Origin of the sequence: Citrobacter sp. XT1-2-2, assembly GCF_023516235.1 — a bacterium.
GTDB lineage: Bacteria > Pseudomonadota > Gammaproteobacteria > Enterobacterales > Enterobacteriaceae > Citrobacter > Citrobacter werkmanii.
Genome location: NZ_CP097324.1, coordinates 4,290,947 through 4,305,753, shown reverse-complemented (window position 1 = coordinate 4,305,753; position 14,807 = coordinate 4,290,947). Strand labels below are relative to the sequence as shown.

The 14,807-nt window shown below is 54.3% G+C and carries 14 protein-coding genes; 7 read left to right on the top strand and 7 right to left on the bottom strand.

Features of this window, described 5'->3' with window-relative positions; translation table 11 throughout:
• Positions 1–15 precede the first annotated feature (15 nt).
• The 4 genes from M4I31_RS20485 (at position 16) to M4I31_RS20470 (ending at position 2,921) form a co-directional block, all read left to right on the top strand.
• Positions 16–180: a DUF1127 domain-containing protein gene (locus M4I31_RS20485; protein ID WP_069324123.1), complete on the top strand. Its 165-nt coding sequence runs from the start codon at positions 16–18 to the stop codon at positions 178–180.
• A gap of 148 nt (positions 181–328) precedes the next feature.
• Positions 329–793 carry a MarR family winged helix-turn-helix transcriptional regulator gene (locus tag M4I31_RS20480; RefSeq protein WP_085048370.1) on the top strand — a complete coding sequence of 155 codons (465 nt, stop codon included), beginning with the start codon at positions 329–331 and terminating at the stop codon, positions 791–793.
• Between the two features lie 6 nt (positions 794–799).
• Positions 800–1,867 carry an HlyD family secretion protein gene (locus M4I31_RS20475; RefSeq protein ID WP_085048369.1) on the top strand — a complete coding sequence of 356 codons (1,068 nt, stop codon included), beginning with the start codon at positions 800–802 and terminating at the stop codon, positions 1,865–1,867.
• Entirely contained in the window at positions 1,857–2,921 is a 1,065-nt protein-coding gene (locus M4I31_RS20470) for a DUF2955 domain-containing protein (RefSeq protein ID WP_085048368.1), read from the top strand. The genes M4I31_RS20475 and M4I31_RS20470 overlap by 11 nt, the downstream gene beginning before the upstream one ends.
• A 99-nt stretch (positions 2,922–3,020) precedes the next feature.
• Here M4I31_RS20470 and yjiA read toward each other — a convergent pair whose 3' ends face one another.
• The 4 genes from yjiA to M4I31_RS20450 form a co-directional block, all read right to left on the bottom strand.
• Positions 3,021–3,977 (bottom strand): GTPase, encoded by a 957-nt coding sequence (gene yjiA / locus M4I31_RS20465; RefSeq protein WP_085048367.1) that lies wholly within the window; start codon positions 3,975–3,977, stop codon positions 3,021–3,023.
• A 12-nt stretch (positions 3,978–3,989) separates the two neighbouring features.
• Positions 3,990–4,184, bottom strand: coding sequence for a YbdD/YjiX family protein (locus M4I31_RS20460; protein WP_003830038.1), 195 nt, complete (start codon positions 4,182–4,184; stop codon positions 3,990–3,992).
• Between the two features lie 50 nt (positions 4,185–4,234).
• A complete protein-coding gene (gene btsT / locus M4I31_RS20455; protein ID WP_038636946.1) occupies positions 4,235–6,385 on the bottom strand; it encodes a pyruvate/proton symporter BtsT in 2,151 nt (716 codons plus the stop codon).
• A gap of 289 nt (positions 6,386–6,674) precedes the next feature.
• Positions 6,675–7,217: a hypothetical protein gene (locus M4I31_RS20450; protein ID WP_069324113.1), complete on the bottom strand. Its 543-nt coding sequence runs from the start codon at positions 7,215–7,217 to the stop codon at positions 6,675–6,677.
• A 190-nt stretch (positions 7,218–7,407) separates the two neighbouring features.
• Between M4I31_RS20450 and tsr the strand changes: the two genes are divergently transcribed.
• Positions 7,408–9,069: a methyl-accepting chemotaxis protein gene (gene tsr / locus M4I31_RS20445; protein WP_038636951.1), complete on the top strand. Its 1,662-nt coding sequence runs from the start codon at positions 7,408–7,410 to the stop codon at positions 9,067–9,069.
• 39 nt (positions 9,070–9,108) lie between these two features.
• Here tsr and M4I31_RS20440 read toward each other — a convergent pair whose 3' ends face one another.
• From M4I31_RS20440 to M4I31_RS20430, 3 genes are all read right to left on the bottom strand, one after another.
• Positions 9,109–9,624: a GNAT family N-acetyltransferase gene (locus M4I31_RS20440; protein WP_085048366.1), complete on the bottom strand. Its 516-nt coding sequence runs from the start codon at positions 9,622–9,624 to the stop codon at positions 9,109–9,111.
• Positions 9,625–9,676: 52 nt separating this feature from the next.
• On the bottom strand, positions 9,677–11,038 hold the full coding sequence (locus tag M4I31_RS20435) for an MFS transporter (protein WP_038636957.1): 1,362 nt from the start codon (positions 11,036–11,038) through the stop codon (positions 9,677–9,679).
• Between the two features lie 214 nt (positions 11,039–11,252).
• Entirely contained in the window at positions 11,253–12,167 is a 915-nt protein-coding gene (locus M4I31_RS20430) for a GntR family transcriptional regulator (RefSeq protein ID WP_038636960.1), read from the bottom strand.
• A 137-nt stretch (positions 12,168–12,304) separates the two neighbouring features.
• Here M4I31_RS20430 and M4I31_RS20425 point away from each other — a divergent pair, with 137 nt between their 5' ends.
• Together M4I31_RS20425 and M4I31_RS20420 are read left to right on the top strand one after the other, a co-directional pair.
• Complete coding sequence (locus M4I31_RS20425; RefSeq protein ID WP_069324110.1) at positions 12,305–13,327, top strand: zinc-binding alcohol dehydrogenase family protein; 1,023 nt, start codon at positions 12,305–12,307, stop codon at positions 13,325–13,327.
• Between the two features lie 13 nt (positions 13,328–13,340).
• Entirely contained in the window at positions 13,341–14,786 is a 1,446-nt protein-coding gene (locus M4I31_RS20420) for a tagaturonate reductase (RefSeq protein ID WP_085048365.1), read from the top strand.
• Positions 14,787–14,807: the final 21 nt, after the last annotated feature.

The window sequence follows — 14,807 nt, the reverse complement described above, 5'->3', positions numbered from 1 at the left end:
GGCGGGAGGCAAGGTATGGAATTTCATGAGAATAAAGCAAAGCAGCCGTTCATTGGGTTTGTACTGATCTGGCGGGCATACAAAGCATGGCGGCTACGGGCGCAAACTCGGTGTCTGTTGCAACAGATGAGCGATGAGCGGCTGCGTGACGTCGGGCTGCGACGCGATCAGGTGGAGTAATTATTTTCTATCGACAGAGGCCGGGTGTTAGCGCATTCGGCCTCTTTTATATTCACGGTGTTTATCAATTTATGCTTGTTGATAGTCTGTTTCTTGATACTTACCATGATAAGTATTATTTTCTTCTCAGCAATGAGGAAAAAGAAACATGACTGAAGATGAACTGTTTGCCCGCCGTCCGATGGGGATGCGCATGGCGATGGTGGTACGCCAGTGGCGGGCCATTATTGATGCTGCCATCACCGATACAGGCCTGACGCAATCAAGCTGGACGGTATTGATGCAGCTGTATCAACTGGGAGACAACGTCTCGGTCAGTGAACTGGCCCAGGTGCAGGGCATTGAACTGCCGCCGCTGATGCGTACCCTCACGCTACTGGAAAAGCAGGGCTACCTGCTGCGTTCCACATCGCCTTATGACAAACGCATCCGACTGTTAACGCTGACCGCGCAGGGCCGCACAAGGCTTGAAGTACTTAACCGGGTGATTGAGACATACCAGTATCGCGTCACCTGTACCATTCCTGAAGCGGAGCTTGCCGCCTTCAGCGCGACGTTAAATCAACTCGCCTGCAATTTGCGGACAATCCGCGAAGAAGACAATCAACACTAAAAAACTATGATGACCCCAGAACAAAAATTTGCCCGTTGGGTAAGGGTGAGTATTGCCGCTTTCCTGGTAATATTCGCCTGGTTTATCGTTGCCGATATCTGGATCCCGCTGACGCCGGACTCCACGGTGATGCGCGTGGTAACACCCGTTTCCTCACGCGTTTCCGGCTATGTCTCGCAGGTGCATGTACATAACAATAGCCGGGTCAAAAAGGGCGATTTGCTGTACGAACTGGATCCGACGCCGTTTATCAATAAGGTCGAGGCGGCGCAGATTGCCCTTGAGCAGGCGAAGCTGAGCAACCAGCAATTAGATGCGCAGATCGCCTCTGCGCGTGCCAACCTGCGCACCGCGCAATTCAACGCCCGTAACGATAAGACCACCTTTGACCGCTATCAACGCCTGAGCGCCATGCAGAATGTGTCGCAATCCGATCTCGACAAGGTGCGCACCGCCTGGCAGACCAGCGAGCAGTCGGTGGCGGCGCTCAACGCCAGTATTCAGAACCTGCTGATCCAGCGCGGCGAGCGCGATGACAAGCGCAACGTGACGCTGCAAAAATACCGTAACGCGCTGGAAGAGGCGCAACTGAACCTTGGCTGGAGCAAAGTGTATGCAGAAACTGATGGCACGGTAAGCAATCTCCAGCTTAGCCCCGGACTGTACGCCACCGCCGCCACGCCGCTGCTGGCGCTGGTCAGCCACCAGACCGATATCGTGGCCGACTTTCGCGAGAAAAGCCTGCGCCATACTCGCGTGGATACCGATGCCGCCGTGGTGTTCGACGCCATGCCGGGCAAGGTTTTTTCTGCCCGCGTTACCAGCAGCGATGCCGGTATTCTGGCGGGCCAGGAGCAGGTTAACGGCCAGCTGTCGCAGCCGGAACAGTCAACCCGTTGGGTGCGCGATGCCCAGCGTATGCGTATTCATGTGGCGCTGAACGAACCGCTCGACACGCCGTTACCGACCGGCGCGCGCGCCACGGTACAGCTGTATAACAGCGAGGGGATGTTCGCCCGTACCTTTGCCGGGGCGCAAATCCACCTCGTTAGCTGGCTGCATTATGTCTATTAACACGCTGGCCCATGTCTTTACGCCGCACGGGAATATTGTCTACACCGCCAATGATTTTCGCCAGACCCTGCGTATCTCCGTTGCCGGGACAATCGCGCTGAGCATCTCAACCTTCTACAACGTGCAGTACGGCGTATTTTTTGTGGTTTATCCGCTGATGCTGCTGTCGCTGGTGCCGGTATTCAACCGCCATGTGGCAACACAGTTTGTGTTCAGCGCGGCAGTAAACTGTGTTGAAATGGTGCTGATCGTCGGCTATCTCTCACAGTGGCCGCTGATCATGACGCTGGTGGCGTTCGGCCTGTACGTGATGCGTTTTCGTTTTATGAGCAAAGGGCCACTGTTTCTGCTCGGTTCGATGGGCGTGGTATGCCAGAGCACGATGCTCAATTTTATGAGCTATCCCACCACCAACTGGCATACGCTGATGTTCTCCAATATGGAGGCCTGCGTCATGGCGGTGGCGCTGAGCGCGCTGCTGCATTATCTGATCCCGGACGTGGAACCCCGCCAGCCGCCGCCGCGCATTGAAAAAGATGCCGCCCGGGTGCGCCACGAGTCGCTGCTTTCCGGCACGGTGGCGACGATGATTTTTGTGGTCTTCCAGATCTGCGATTTGAGTGATTCGCTGTCAGCTCTGATGGCGGGCATTTTGATCCTGTTTCCGATGCACTATCGCGGGGCGGTGATTAGCTCGATCTGGCGTGTGGTCGGCGTGGTGCTGGCCTGTCTGTATATTCTGCTGGTGCAACTGCTTATCTATGATTTCAGCAACCATATGCTGCTGATGATGCCGCTGATCGGTCTCGGGCTGGCGTTCAGCGCCCGCCTGCACGTCATGGAAAAAGTCGGCGCGGGCGTGGGGTTTGCCAGCATCACCACCATCGGCATTATGTTTGGCCAGAACCTGCACCCGGATCAGGACCTGGTGTTCAGCGATCTGTACCGCATCACCTCCGTCACCGTCGCGCTGGTGGCAACGTTAACCATGGTGTTTCTGGTGCACCGGGTGTTGAACTGCTTTGCCGCGACACGGTTTGTGATTACCGAGTGAGTAGGGGAATGCCGGATGGCGGCTACGCCTTATCCGGCCTACGAGGAGCGGGATTTCCAGGCCCGGTCACATCGCGTCACCGGGCAATTCAGCAGGGGATTACTTCTTCAATCCCGCAAATGCGGCTCTGATCTCATCTTCCGGCAACTGAATGCCAATAAACACCAGCAGGCTGTGCGGCGTTTCGTCGCCCCACGGGCGGTCCCAGTCGGCGCTGTACAGGCGCTGGACGCCCTGGAACAGCAGGCGGTTGGGCTCGCCTTCAATCCACAGCATGCCTTTGTAGCGCAGCAGCTTCTCGGCGGATTCCAGCAGCAGGTTTTCCATTACGCGCGACACGTCGCTGATGTTCACCGGATAATCCAGTTCGACGACGATCGAGGAAATATCGTTTTGCTTGTCAGCGATAAAGTGGAAGCGCGGTTTGGCGCTGATCACGTTCTCTTCCAGCATAAAACCGTTGGTGTCGAACAGCAGCGAAAGATCGATGTCGCCATGCGTCACGGTGTAAATCGGCGCACGGGCGTTGATGCGCGTCAGGCGCTCACGCAGTTTCTCGCTTTCACCTGCGACGTCGGTTTTGGTCAGCAGGATGCGGTCAGCATAGCCGACCTGCGACTGGGCGATGGTGAACTGGTTCATCTGATCGTCAGCATGCACCGCGTCAACCAGCGCAATCACGCCGTCCAGCAGGTAGCGTTCGCAAATCACTTCATGGGAGAAAAAGGTCTGGATAATCGGGCCGGGGTCGGCCATGCCGGTGCACTCGATCACCAGACGGTCAAAATTGATAGTGCCTTTGTCGAGGTTGTCGAGCAGGTCTAACAAGGCATCTTCCAGCTCACTGGAGCGGGTACAGCAAATGCAGCCGTTGGTCAGGGTCTTAATCTGCGTGGCGCGGTCGCCGATCAGCTGATCGTCCACTGAGACTTCGCCGAATTCATTTTCGATAACGGCAATCTTGTAACCGTGCTGCTCGTTGAGAATATGGCGTAGCAGGGTGGTTTTACCCGCGCCAAGAAAACCGGTGAGTAGGGTAACTGCAATCGGGGTCATTTACTTCTCCTTCTAACAGCAACTGCTTCCGCCGCTACCGTAGCGGGCTTCCTGGCGCTCGCGGAAGAATTCTTCGTAGGTCATGTACGGCTTATCGGGATGGTTGGTCTTCATGTGCTCGACGTAGTTGTCGTAGTCCGGAATGCCAATCAGCATCTTCGCCGCCTGACCGAGATATTTTTTAGCTTGCCCTAAAGTACCAAACATAAACAATCCTGATAAGCGAAAAGCCCCGCCGAAGCGGGGCTGAATACGTCTTAGTGGTGTGACGAGGTCTTCACGCCGCCTTCCGGCACCGGTACATACGGCGTCTCTTTATCGGAGCGGCCGTTGATGGCGCGGGCTTTCTGCCAGGTACGGAACCCGTAGAAAATGATGCTGTACACCACCACCAGGAACAGAATACTCAGACCTGCGTTGGTGTAGTTGTTGACGACGATATGGTTCATATTGGCAATCTGCTGAGCGGTCAGTTCGCCGCCGTTAGCAATCTTCTCTTTGTACTGATTCGCCATAAAGAAGAAGCCTTCCATCTGCGGGTTGGTGCTGAACAGTTTCAGACCCAGCGCCCAGGTGGTGCAGATCAGCAGCCATACTGCCGGAACCACGGTAACCCAGATGTATTTGGTGCGCTGCATTTTAACCAGCACCACGGTGCCGAGAACCAGCGCCACGGCAGCCAGCATCTGGTTAGAGATACCGAACAGCGGCCACAGGCTCTTAACGCCGCCCAGCGGGTCAACCACGCCTTGATACAGCAGGTAACCCCACAGGCCTACGCAGCCTGCAGTACCGATGACACCCGCCACCAGAGAGTCGGTTTTCTTCAGGAACGGGACGAAGTTACCCAGTAAATCTTGCAGCATAAAGCGGCCAGAACGGGTACCGGCATCCAGTGCGGTCAGGATGAACAGTGCTTCAAACAGAATACCGAAGTGGTACCAGAAACCCATGTCAGCCATCGGCAGTACTTTGTGGAACACGTGAGCGATACCCACAGCCAGCGTCGGCGCGCCACCTGCGCGGTTCAGAACGGACGGTTCACCGATGTCTTTCGCGGTCTGCAGGATCTGCTCAGGCGAAATCACGAAGCCCCAGGAGCTGACGGTCGCCGCCGCATGTGCGGTGACGTCTTTCAACTGCGCCATAATCAGTGGCGCGTTCTCACCGCTCATTTCATGCAGGTTCGGCATGGTGATGCCAAGGCCCGCAGGCGGGGTGTTCATCGCGAAGTACAGACCCGGTTCGATGATGGAGGCGGCAACCAGCGCCATAATCGCCACGAAGGATTCCATCAGCATTGCGCCATAGCCAATGAAACGCGCGTCGGTTTCACAAGCCAGCAGCTTCGGCGTGGTACCGGAAGCAATCAGCGCGTGGAAGCCAGATACCGCACCACAGGCGATGGTGATGAACAGGAACGGGAACAGTGCGCCTTTCCACAGCGGGCCAGTACCATCAACGTACTGCGTCATCGCCGGCATTTTCAGTTCCGGGTTGAGGATAACAATCCCCACCGCCAGGCCGACGATAACGCCGATTTTCAGGAAGGTCGCCAGATAGTCGCGCGGGGCGAGGATCAGCCATACCGGCAGCAGCGCAGAGATAAACGCGTAACCGATCAGGGTAAAGGTGATGGTGGTGTCTTTAAAGGTTAGCGCCGGGCCCCAGAACGGATCGTGCGCAATCACGCCGCCGAAGTAGATTGAAGCTACCAGCAGCACAATACCAATTACCGACACTTCGCCCACACGGCCTGGGCGCAGGAATCGCATGTAGATCCCCATAAACAGCGCAATCGGTACGGTTGAGCAGACGGTGAAGACACCCCACGGGCTTTCCGCCAGCGCTTTCACCACGATCAGCGCCAGTACCGCCAGGATGATGATCATGATTAAGAAGCAGCCGAACAGGGCAATGGTTCCCGGGATTGGGCCCATCTCTTCTTTGATCATCTCGCCCAGAGAGGCACCGTTACGGCGGGAAGAGATAAACAGCACCATGAAGTCCTGTACCGCACCGGCCAGCACGACGCCTGCCAGCAGCCATAGCGTACCGGGCAGGTAGCCCATCTGCGCAGCCAGTACCGGTCCGACCAGCGGACCTGCACCTGCGATAGCGGCAAAGTGGTGCCCAAACAATACGTTACGGTTAGTAGGAACGTAGTTCAGACCATCATTGTTGATGACCGCTGGCGTAGCGCGCGTCGGGTCAAGTTTCATCACTTTCTGGGCGATGTACAGACTGTAGTAACGATAGGCCACCAGATAAACAGAAACTGAGGCCACCACGATCCACAGGGCACTAATGTGCTCACCCCGACGTAATGCCACTACCGAGAGGCAGAATGCACCGATGATTCCGAGAATCACCCAGGGTATGTGCTTGAATATCTTTTTCGTATCCATAGTAAAACCTGGTATCTAATTAATAATTGGCCGAAGCCGCGTGGGTTTGATCTTGTGTTTGAGGAGGTAAATTGACTGCTATGTTGGAGGGATCTTGCCAGAGAATTACGCGCGTAAAGTAAGGTAAATAAGTGAGCGGTTGTATGTCAGCTTAAGCGGTCTCAAATGTCAGTGAGCGGTTAGCAATGAGGGTGAATGGGGGAGTTTATGTGATTGAGATCACGGCATTATAGTGTTCGCTTGCCTAAATGCCGTGTTTCCCCACTGACACAGTATCTGACTGAGATACTTAGATGACGATATAACAGTAAGGCGTTTGTTCGATGTCTCTTAACAACACATGTTTCTTACGTGATTTAGTCAGGTAATATTTTTCATCCAGATAGTGGTCAATAAGTTCATCGAGGCGCTCTTTGTCTATGCGGGGTGTTACCCCGAGCGTCCAGAAGCTACGCAGCTCTAATTCTGAACGTTTGATTTTGGCGCTTTTAACCAAATCCGCAATCATATTTCTGACGCAACTTGTCGGATCCTGGTTCTGCTTGAGTTCAAGTGCAATGTAGCTGTCCTGAGTCCAGCCTTTTTTCCGCAACAAGAAATCTGCACGTACAGACAAACGCTGTGGATTTTTCCGCAGATCGCAGGCGAGAGTTTGTTCACGCCACCATTCATGACCCGTCGAAGCCAAAAGATTGGCAAATTCTATCTGCATCCAGACTTCCCAACCGGAGATGTTGTACTGATCGATGATATTAAGTTTTTGGCGAATATCTTCACGTTCAAAAAAGTGGTGCGCGAGGGTGGATAGGTGATCAAAATCGCGATTCAACATACAAGCATCCTTTCCTTAAAAACGGGAATCCTACACCTAAGACGCAATGGAACGAGTAATTTTTTGCGTAATTTGTCATAGGGAACGAAATTTAATGCGGAAACGATAATTATGTAGCAATTGCTGGCACCATAAAGTTTTCTCTTTCCAGGCCGAAAACCAGAGTATCTGTCTAGCGGAAAGAGAAAACATGTTAAAACGAATGAAGATTGTTACCAGCTTACTGCTGGTATTGGCGCTATTTGGCCTTTTACAGCTCGCCTCAGGCGGCTTGTTTTTTAACTCACTGAAGAATGACAAAGAGAACTTTACCGTTCTGCAAACCATTCGCCAGCAGCAGTCTGCGCTGAACGCTACCTGGGTTGAGCTACTGCAAACGCGTAATACCCTGAACCGGGCGGGGATTCGCTACATGATGGATCAGAGCAACATCGGCAGCGGCGCGACCGTTGCAGAACTGATGCAGGTGGCGAGCAATGCCCTGAAGCTGACCGAAAAAAACTGGGCGATTTACGAGTCGCTTCCGCGCGATCCGCGTCAAAGCGAAGCCGCGTTCCAGGAGATCAACCGCACCTATGACATCTATCACGGCGCGCTGGCGGAGCTGATCCAGTTACTGGGTGAAGGCAAGATCAACGCGTTTTTTGATCAACCGACTCAGAGCTATCAGGACGGTTTTGAGAAGCAGTACATGAGTTACATGCAGCAGAACGATCGCCTGTATGACATCGCGGTTGAGGACAATAACGCTTCCTATAGCCAGGCGATGTGGGTGCTGGTGTGTGTACTGATTACCGTGCTGGCCGCTATCGTTGCGGTGTGGTTTGGTATCAAACTGACGCTGATCTCTCCGATGAACCGCCTGATTGAAAGCATTCGTCATATCGCCAGCGGCGATTTGGTGAAGCGTATTGAGGTGGAAGGTTCCAACGAGATTGGACAGCTGGCGGAAAGCCTGCGTCACATGCAGGGTGAACTGATGAACACCGTGGGTGACGTGCGTAACGGCGCTAACGCGATTTACAGCGGCGCCAGCGAGATTGCGATGGGCAACAACGATCTCTCCTCGCGTACCGAGCAGCAGGCGGCTTCTCTGGAAGAAACGGCGGCCAGCATGGAACAGCTGACGGCGACCGTGAAGCAGAACGCCGAAAACGCGCGTCAGGCCAGCCATCTGGCGCTGAGCGCTTCAGAAACCGCGCAGAAAGGCGGTAAAGTGGTTGATAACGTGGTGCAAACCATGCGCGACATCGCTTCCAGTTCGCAGAAAATCGCCGATATTATTAGCGTTATCGACGGTATTGCCTTCCAGACCAATATTCTGGCGCTCAACGCCGCGGTAGAAGCCGCACGTGCGGGCGAGCAGGGGCGTGGTTTTGCAGTGGTTGCGGGTGAAGTGCGTAACCTGGCCCAGCGTAGTGCGCAGGCCGCGCGCGAGATCAAGAGCCTGATTGAAGACTCGGTCAGCCGTGTGGATGTGGGGTCTACGCTGGTGGAAAGCGCCGGTGAAACCATGGATGAGATCGTCAATGCGGTAACCCGCGTGACCGATATCATGGGTGAAATTGCCTCCGCCTCTGATGAGCAGAGCCGCGGCATCGACCAGGTGGGTCTGGCCGTTGCAGAGATGGATCGCGTGACGCAGCAGAACGCCTCGCTGGTGGAAGAATCCGCCGCTGCCGCCGCGGCACTGGAAGAGCAGGCCAGCCGTCTGACCCAGGCCGTAGCCGTGTTCCGTATTCAGCATGACCAGCAGCGCGCGCGCGACGTTGCCGCCGCTAAACCAGTTTCAACGGTCCAGCCGCGTAAAGCAGCGGTAACTGATGCCGGGGATAACTGGGAAACGTTCTAAGCCTGTGATGCCCGATAAGGCGTAGCCGCCATCGGGCAATCAACGCAGCATCAGGCGCATGGCGCAGCGTCGTTCGTACGTCTGCCCGTGCGCCACCTCTTCAGCTCTTTTTTCGCGCAATTCCGGCGAAAGCGTCTCGTCAGCCAGCATTTCAAAACCCAGTCGCGCATACAATGGCGCATTCCATGGCACATCGCGGAAAGTGGTCAGCGTCAGTGACGTATAACCTTTCTCGCGAGCCTGCTCGGCAACATAGCCAATCAATCTGCGCCCAATTCCTTTTCCCTGCCACTCCAGATGCAGCGACAGTTCAGCAATAAACAGCGATGACCCCAGCGTTTCGGCTACCAAAAAACCGACCGGATGCTCATCGACCTGCGCCAGCCAGCTCATGCCAGCGGCAGCAAATGCCCGATGCTGAGCAGCCGATATAATCTGGTCGTCAGCAATCCACGCCAGGTCGGGGATGAGTAAAAAACGTTGCCCCGCAGATCGTTCGATGGCGGGAAGAGCGGCAGTTTCTGCCAGAGTCGTGGCGCGCAAGATAATGTTCATACGTGGAGCATAACATGCCCGATAAGCGCGGTGTTATCGGGCATCTGGAGGATTAATCTTTACGCGGATCGCTAATGGGCTGGCGCACCAGGATGATGTAGGCGAGGGCGCCCACCATGGTGACGCAACCGCAGATAATCAGCGCCAGGCGGAAAGAGTTAGTGGTATCCACAATAAAGCCGGTAACGATCGGCGCGAAGGACGCGCAGATAAAACTGGCAAAGTTCTGGATACTGCCTACGGAGGCGGTCATACGTGAGGCGACGGCGACGTGGATCAAGCCCCAGCAGGAGGTTCCGGCGAAGTGGATACAGAACAGCGCCATACCGATCAGTAACACCGCGGTCATTGACGTTGTCGCCTGCGGTACCACGAAGGTGAAGGCTGCAGAGCAGAACATCCCGGCGATAATACAAATCTTCCGGCTCTTAATCGGTGCCATACCGCCTTTCACCAGCCAGTCGGTGACAAAACCGTTAATCAGCATGCCAGCTGCGCCAAACAGGAACGGAATGGCCGCCATTAAGCCGGTGCTTTTTAAATCCAGATTGTAGGAGGTCTGCAGGTAGCCCGGCAGCCAGGCCAGGTATAACCATGCGGTGTAGTTGATGCCGCTAAAGCCCAGCATCATGCCCCACATGGTACGGTTGCGGAACAGGCTGCGCCATTCGGCAAAGCTCAGCGGATCGCGGCGGGCATTGACGCTGCCGGCGTTCAGGTAAGCCTGTTCTGTGGCGCTCAGATCAATCTGCTCGCGGTTGCGATACAACATGTACCAGCCGATGGCGAGGAAAATGCCCAGCACGCCGATGGTAATAAACATCCAGCGCCAGCCCATAACCAGCATCATTGCAGCCAGAATCGGTGGACTAATGGCGACGCCGATGGTGGAGGCGGCGTTAAATAAACCCATGGGGCGGCCGCGCTCTTTGATGTTAAACCAGTCGTTGATGACTTTTACGCCGCACGGGTTCATGGGCGCTTCGCCGATCCCCATGCCAATACGCACCAGCACAAACTGAGTGAAGCTGTGTACCATCCCGGACAGCGCCTGAAACAGCGACCAGAAGAACATCCCGAGTCCTAACATAATGCGCGGACCCTTGCGATCCAGCAGCGGGCCGCAGGGCAGTTGTGCAATACCGTAAGCGAGAGAGAAGACCGACAGCAGGACGCCGATTTGCGTGGCGCTCAGCCCCAGTTCTTCCCGAATTGTTAAGTTGGCGACTGATAATGAACTACGGTCGAGGTAATTAATCACCGCAGCAAAAAATAATAAAATCATAGCTGTGGTCTGAATACGTTTAATTCGGCTACTGCGTTGTACCATGCCCTCAGGCGGAACATTAATATCCGCTGATGACGACGTGTCAAACGAAGAACTCGGGTCGAGGGTAATATTATTTTTTTCCACGCCGGACTCCTGAACCTCAATAATTTATTTTCACACAGCAGTGGGCTGTGCAGTATTGAAAAAATACCAGTGATGAATCAATTTACTCATCACCGCTCACAAAAGTTTTTAATGCAGTCGACTTAGCGTGAGCATAGGCAAGAGGTATTTTTCAGGGGTTTATATTTTTATAAAATCGTGCTCCCGGTAATGGTTTGCTGTTTTTTATCGGTACTTAATGCGCGGCAGCGCTACTTTGATTGATGGAGCGGATCATCGATTGTTTGGCTGTATTCAAATGGTTACATAGCGCCAGGGTGGCATCCAGGTCGCTGCGGCAGATCAGCGCGCTGAGGATAGTCATATGCTCATCGATGGCAATGATATTGCGCTGTTTAAGATCGCTTTCATCCCACTGATAGTGGAAGTGGAAAATCACGGAGATGATTTCAAGTGATTGATTAAAAAATATATTGTCGGCAGCAGAGAGCAGTAAAGCATGAAACTCACGGTCTAACTGCGAGAACATACGAAAGCTGCTGCCGATGCTGTCGCGCAGGATGCGATGGCGCTCCAACAGCGTTTTGGCCTGCAGCCAGCGCGGGTCATCATCGGGCAGATTGAGGAAATGCTGTAAAGAATGGGTCTCAAGCATTTCTCTGAGTTCAAACAGCTGTTCCGCATAGGCCTGATCGAACTGCTTCATGCTCCACTGACCGCGTTTTTCGTTTTTAATCAGGTTGTAACGTTCGAATTTTAAAAGATATTCCCGCACAACTACCGGACTGACGCCTGCGGCTCTGGCAAGCTGCAGTTCGGAGAAACTTTCGCCTGCGCGCAGTTGGCGCTGGTTGATCATGGTGAAAAAAGCCTGCTCGAAGATCCGGTTTTGCTCGGTCATGGAGGCGGTGGTGCAGGCAAAACCGTCGTCATGGTCAGGTTTACGCACGATGACATAGTGGCTGCCGACCTGCGTCAGTACGCCGCATTCGCTTAAATGGCTCAGCATATGGCGCACGGTGGTGCGACTGATGTTGTACATCTCGGCCAGCGCGCTTTGCGACGGAAGTGGGGAAGGGATATGACCACGCGCCATATCATCGATTATTTGGTTAATCACATTGTGGCGTAAGTTCTGTGAACGGCTCATGGCGTCTCCTTTTTCGCTATTAAAACCCGATTTAAAACATTTTTATGCGCTGAGATTCACAGATTACGTTTCCGCTTTCTCCGGTTTTTTTATTTTCGTCGATATCTGAGGCAACAAAAAAACAGGAGAGCAGAATCATGTCTACGATGAATACGTTGATTTGCCAGGAACCTAAAAAATTAGTCTGGAAAGAGCGTGAAATACCTGTTCCGGGTGAGGGTGAGGCATTAATTAAAATTAAGTCGGTGGGGATTTGTGGCACCGATATTCATGCCTGGGGCGGCAATCAACCTTTTTTCAGCTATCCACGTGTATTAGGCCATGAAATATGTGGGGAAATTGTCGGGCTGGGTAAAAATATACAAAATCTGAAAAATGGCCAGCAGGTGGCGGTTATTCCTTACGTGGCCTGTCAGCAGTGTCCGGCATGCCAGAGCGGGCGCACCAACTGCTGCGAGAATATTTCAGTGATTGGCGTGCACCAGGATGGCGGCTTCAGCGAATACTTGTCCGTGCCGGTGACCAACCTGCTGGATGCGCAGGGCATTGACCCGCAGGCGGCGGCGTTGATTGAGCCTTATGCCATCAGCGCACATGCGGTACGTCGGGCGGCGGTAGCGCCGGGTGAGCAGGTGCTGGTGGTCGGTGCCGGTCCGATTGGTCTGGGCGCGGCGGCGATTGCCAAAGCCGATGGCGCGCAAGTGGTGGTGGCGGATACCAGCCCCGCGCGCCGGGAGCATGTGGTTTCCCGACTGGATCTTCCGGTTATCGATCCGTCTGCTGAAGATTTTGATGCGCAATTGCGCGCTCAGTTTGGCGGCTCGCTGGCGCAAAAGGTCATTGATGCCACGGGGAATCAGCATGCGATGAACAACACGGTGAATTTGATTCGCCATGGCGGCAGCATCGTTTTCGTTGGGCTGTTTAAAGGCGATTTACAGTTCTCCGATCCTGAGTTCCACAAGAAAGAGACCACCATGATGGGCAGTCGCAACGCGACCCCGGAAGATTTTGCCAAGGTGGGCCGCCTGATGTCGGCAGGCAAACTGACCGCCGACATGATGCTCACGCACCGTTACGCGTTTGCCCAACTTGCAGAGATCTACGAGCGGGACGTGATTAACAACCGGGAACTGATTAAAGGCGTGATCACGTTCTGAGAGGATAAGTGTGATGAAAACATTGAATCGACGTGATTTTCCGGGGGCGAGCTACCCAACGCGCGTAATCCAGTTTGGTGAAGGTAATTTTCTGCGGGCGTTTGTCGACTGGCAACTGGATATCCTTAATGAGAAAACGGATCTCAATGCTGGCGTGACCATCGTTCGCCCGATTAATACCGATTTTCCGCCGTCGCTGAATGCTCAGGATGGGTTATATACCACGCTTATTCGTGGGTTGAACGAGCTGGGCGAGGCGGTAAGCGAGGCGCGGCTGATTCGTTCGGTGAATAACGAAATCAACCCGTACAAGGATTTCGCGGCGTATCTGACGCTGGCGCACAATGCGGACATCCGCTTTGTGTTTTCGAACACCACTGAAGCCGGGATTAGCTATCACGCGGCGGACCGTGTGGATGATGCCCCGCCGGTGAGTTTTCCGGCCAAACTGACGCGACTGCTGCTGGAGCGCTTTAACCATTTTGCGGGGGCGGTGGATAAGGGCTGGGTGATTATTCCTTGCGAACTGATCGACTATAACGGCGATGCGCTTAAAACGCTGGTGCTGCAGTATGCGCAGGACTGGCAGCTTCCTGCGGCGTTTGCCGATTGGGTGGAAACGGCGAATACCTTCTGTTCCACGCTGGTTGACCGCATTGTTACCGGCTACCCGCGCGAAGAAGCCGCCGCGCTGGAAGCTACGCTTGGCTATCACGATGCATTTCTCGATACCGCGGAACACTTTTATCTGTTCGTGATTCAGGGACCTGTATGGCTGGCTGAAGAGTTAAAGCTGGCGCAATGCCCTCTGAATATCCGAGTAGTAAACGATATTAAGCCGTACAAGGAACGTAAGGTCGCGATTCTGAACGGCGCGCATACGGCACTGGTGCCGGTTGCCTGGCTGTGCGGGCTGGATACCGTTGGCGAAGCGATGCAGGATGCCGATGTCCGCCGTTTTGTCGAGCGGGCGATTAGCGAGGAAATTATACCGGTATTGGATCTCGATGCCGATGAACTGCGAGAATTTGCCGGTGCGGTGAGCGGGCGTTTTCAGAACCCCTACATTCGCCATCAATTACTTTCCATCGCGCTTAACGGCATGACCAAATTCCGCACCCGTATATTGCCGCAGCTGCTGGCGGGCCAGCAAAATGGATGTTGGCCTGTGCGCTTAACCTTCGCTCTGGCCGCGCTGTTGGCGTTTTATCGCGGTGAACGGGCCGGGGAAGGCTATCCATTGCAGGATGACGAGCAGTGGATAAATCTGTATGCCAGCCTGTGGCCGCAAGTTGGCAATGATTTAACGCTGCGGGAACTGGTGAATGCAGTGCTCGGCGAGGCCGCGCACTGGGGGGAAGATTTAACGTTATTGCCAGGTCTTGCTGAGCAGGTGACAGCCAACCTGGAAATGATTCTGGTGCAGGGTATGCGTCAGGCGGTGAACTGTCTGGAATAAGGTTGCCATGCAGCGCCCGGA

What these genes read in the sequence shown, in the direction of transcription:
- M4I31_RS20485 (WP_069324123.1), top strand. Translation starts at nt 16, where the DNA reads ATGGAATTTCATGAGAATAAAGCAAAGCAGCCGTTCATTGGGTTTGTA.
- M4I31_RS20480 (WP_085048370.1), top strand. Translation starts at nt 329, where the DNA reads ATGACTGAAGATGAACTGTTTGCCCGCCGTCCGATGGGGATGCGCATG.
- M4I31_RS20475 (WP_085048369.1), top strand. Translation starts at nt 800, where the DNA reads ATGATGACCCCAGAACAAAAATTTGCCCGTTGGGTAAGGGTGAGTATT.
- M4I31_RS20470 (WP_085048368.1), top strand. Translation starts at nt 1,857, where the DNA reads ATGTCTATTAACACGCTGGCCCATGTCTTTACGCCGCACGGGAATATT.
- yjiA (WP_085048367.1), bottom strand. Translation starts at nt 3,977, where the DNA reads ATGACCCCGATTGCAGTTACCCTACTCACCGGTTTTCTTGGCGCGGGT.
- M4I31_RS20460 (WP_003830038.1), bottom strand. Translation starts at nt 4,184, where the DNA reads ATGTTTGGTACTTTAGGGCAAGCTAAAAAATATCTCGGTCAGGCGGCG.
- btsT (WP_038636946.1), bottom strand. Translation starts at nt 6,385, where the DNA reads ATGGATACGAAAAAGATATTCAAGCACATACCCTGGGTGATTCTCGGA.
- M4I31_RS20450 (WP_069324113.1), bottom strand. Translation starts at nt 7,217, where the DNA reads ATGTTGAATCGCGATTTTGATCACCTATCCACCCTCGCGCACCACTTT.
- tsr (WP_038636951.1), top strand. Translation starts at nt 7,408, where the DNA reads ATGTTAAAACGAATGAAGATTGTTACCAGCTTACTGCTGGTATTGGCG.
- M4I31_RS20440 (WP_085048366.1), bottom strand. Translation starts at nt 9,624, where the DNA reads ATGAACATTATCTTGCGCGCCACGACTCTGGCAGAAACTGCCGCTCTT.
- M4I31_RS20430 (WP_038636960.1), bottom strand. Translation starts at nt 12,167, where the DNA reads ATGAGCCGTTCACAGAACTTACGCCACAATGTGATTAACCAAATAATC.
- M4I31_RS20425 (WP_069324110.1), top strand. Translation starts at nt 12,305, where the DNA reads ATGTCTACGATGAATACGTTGATTTGCCAGGAACCTAAAAAATTAGTC.
- M4I31_RS20420 (WP_085048365.1), top strand. Translation starts at nt 13,341, where the DNA reads ATGAAAACATTGAATCGACGTGATTTTCCGGGGGCGAGCTACCCAACG.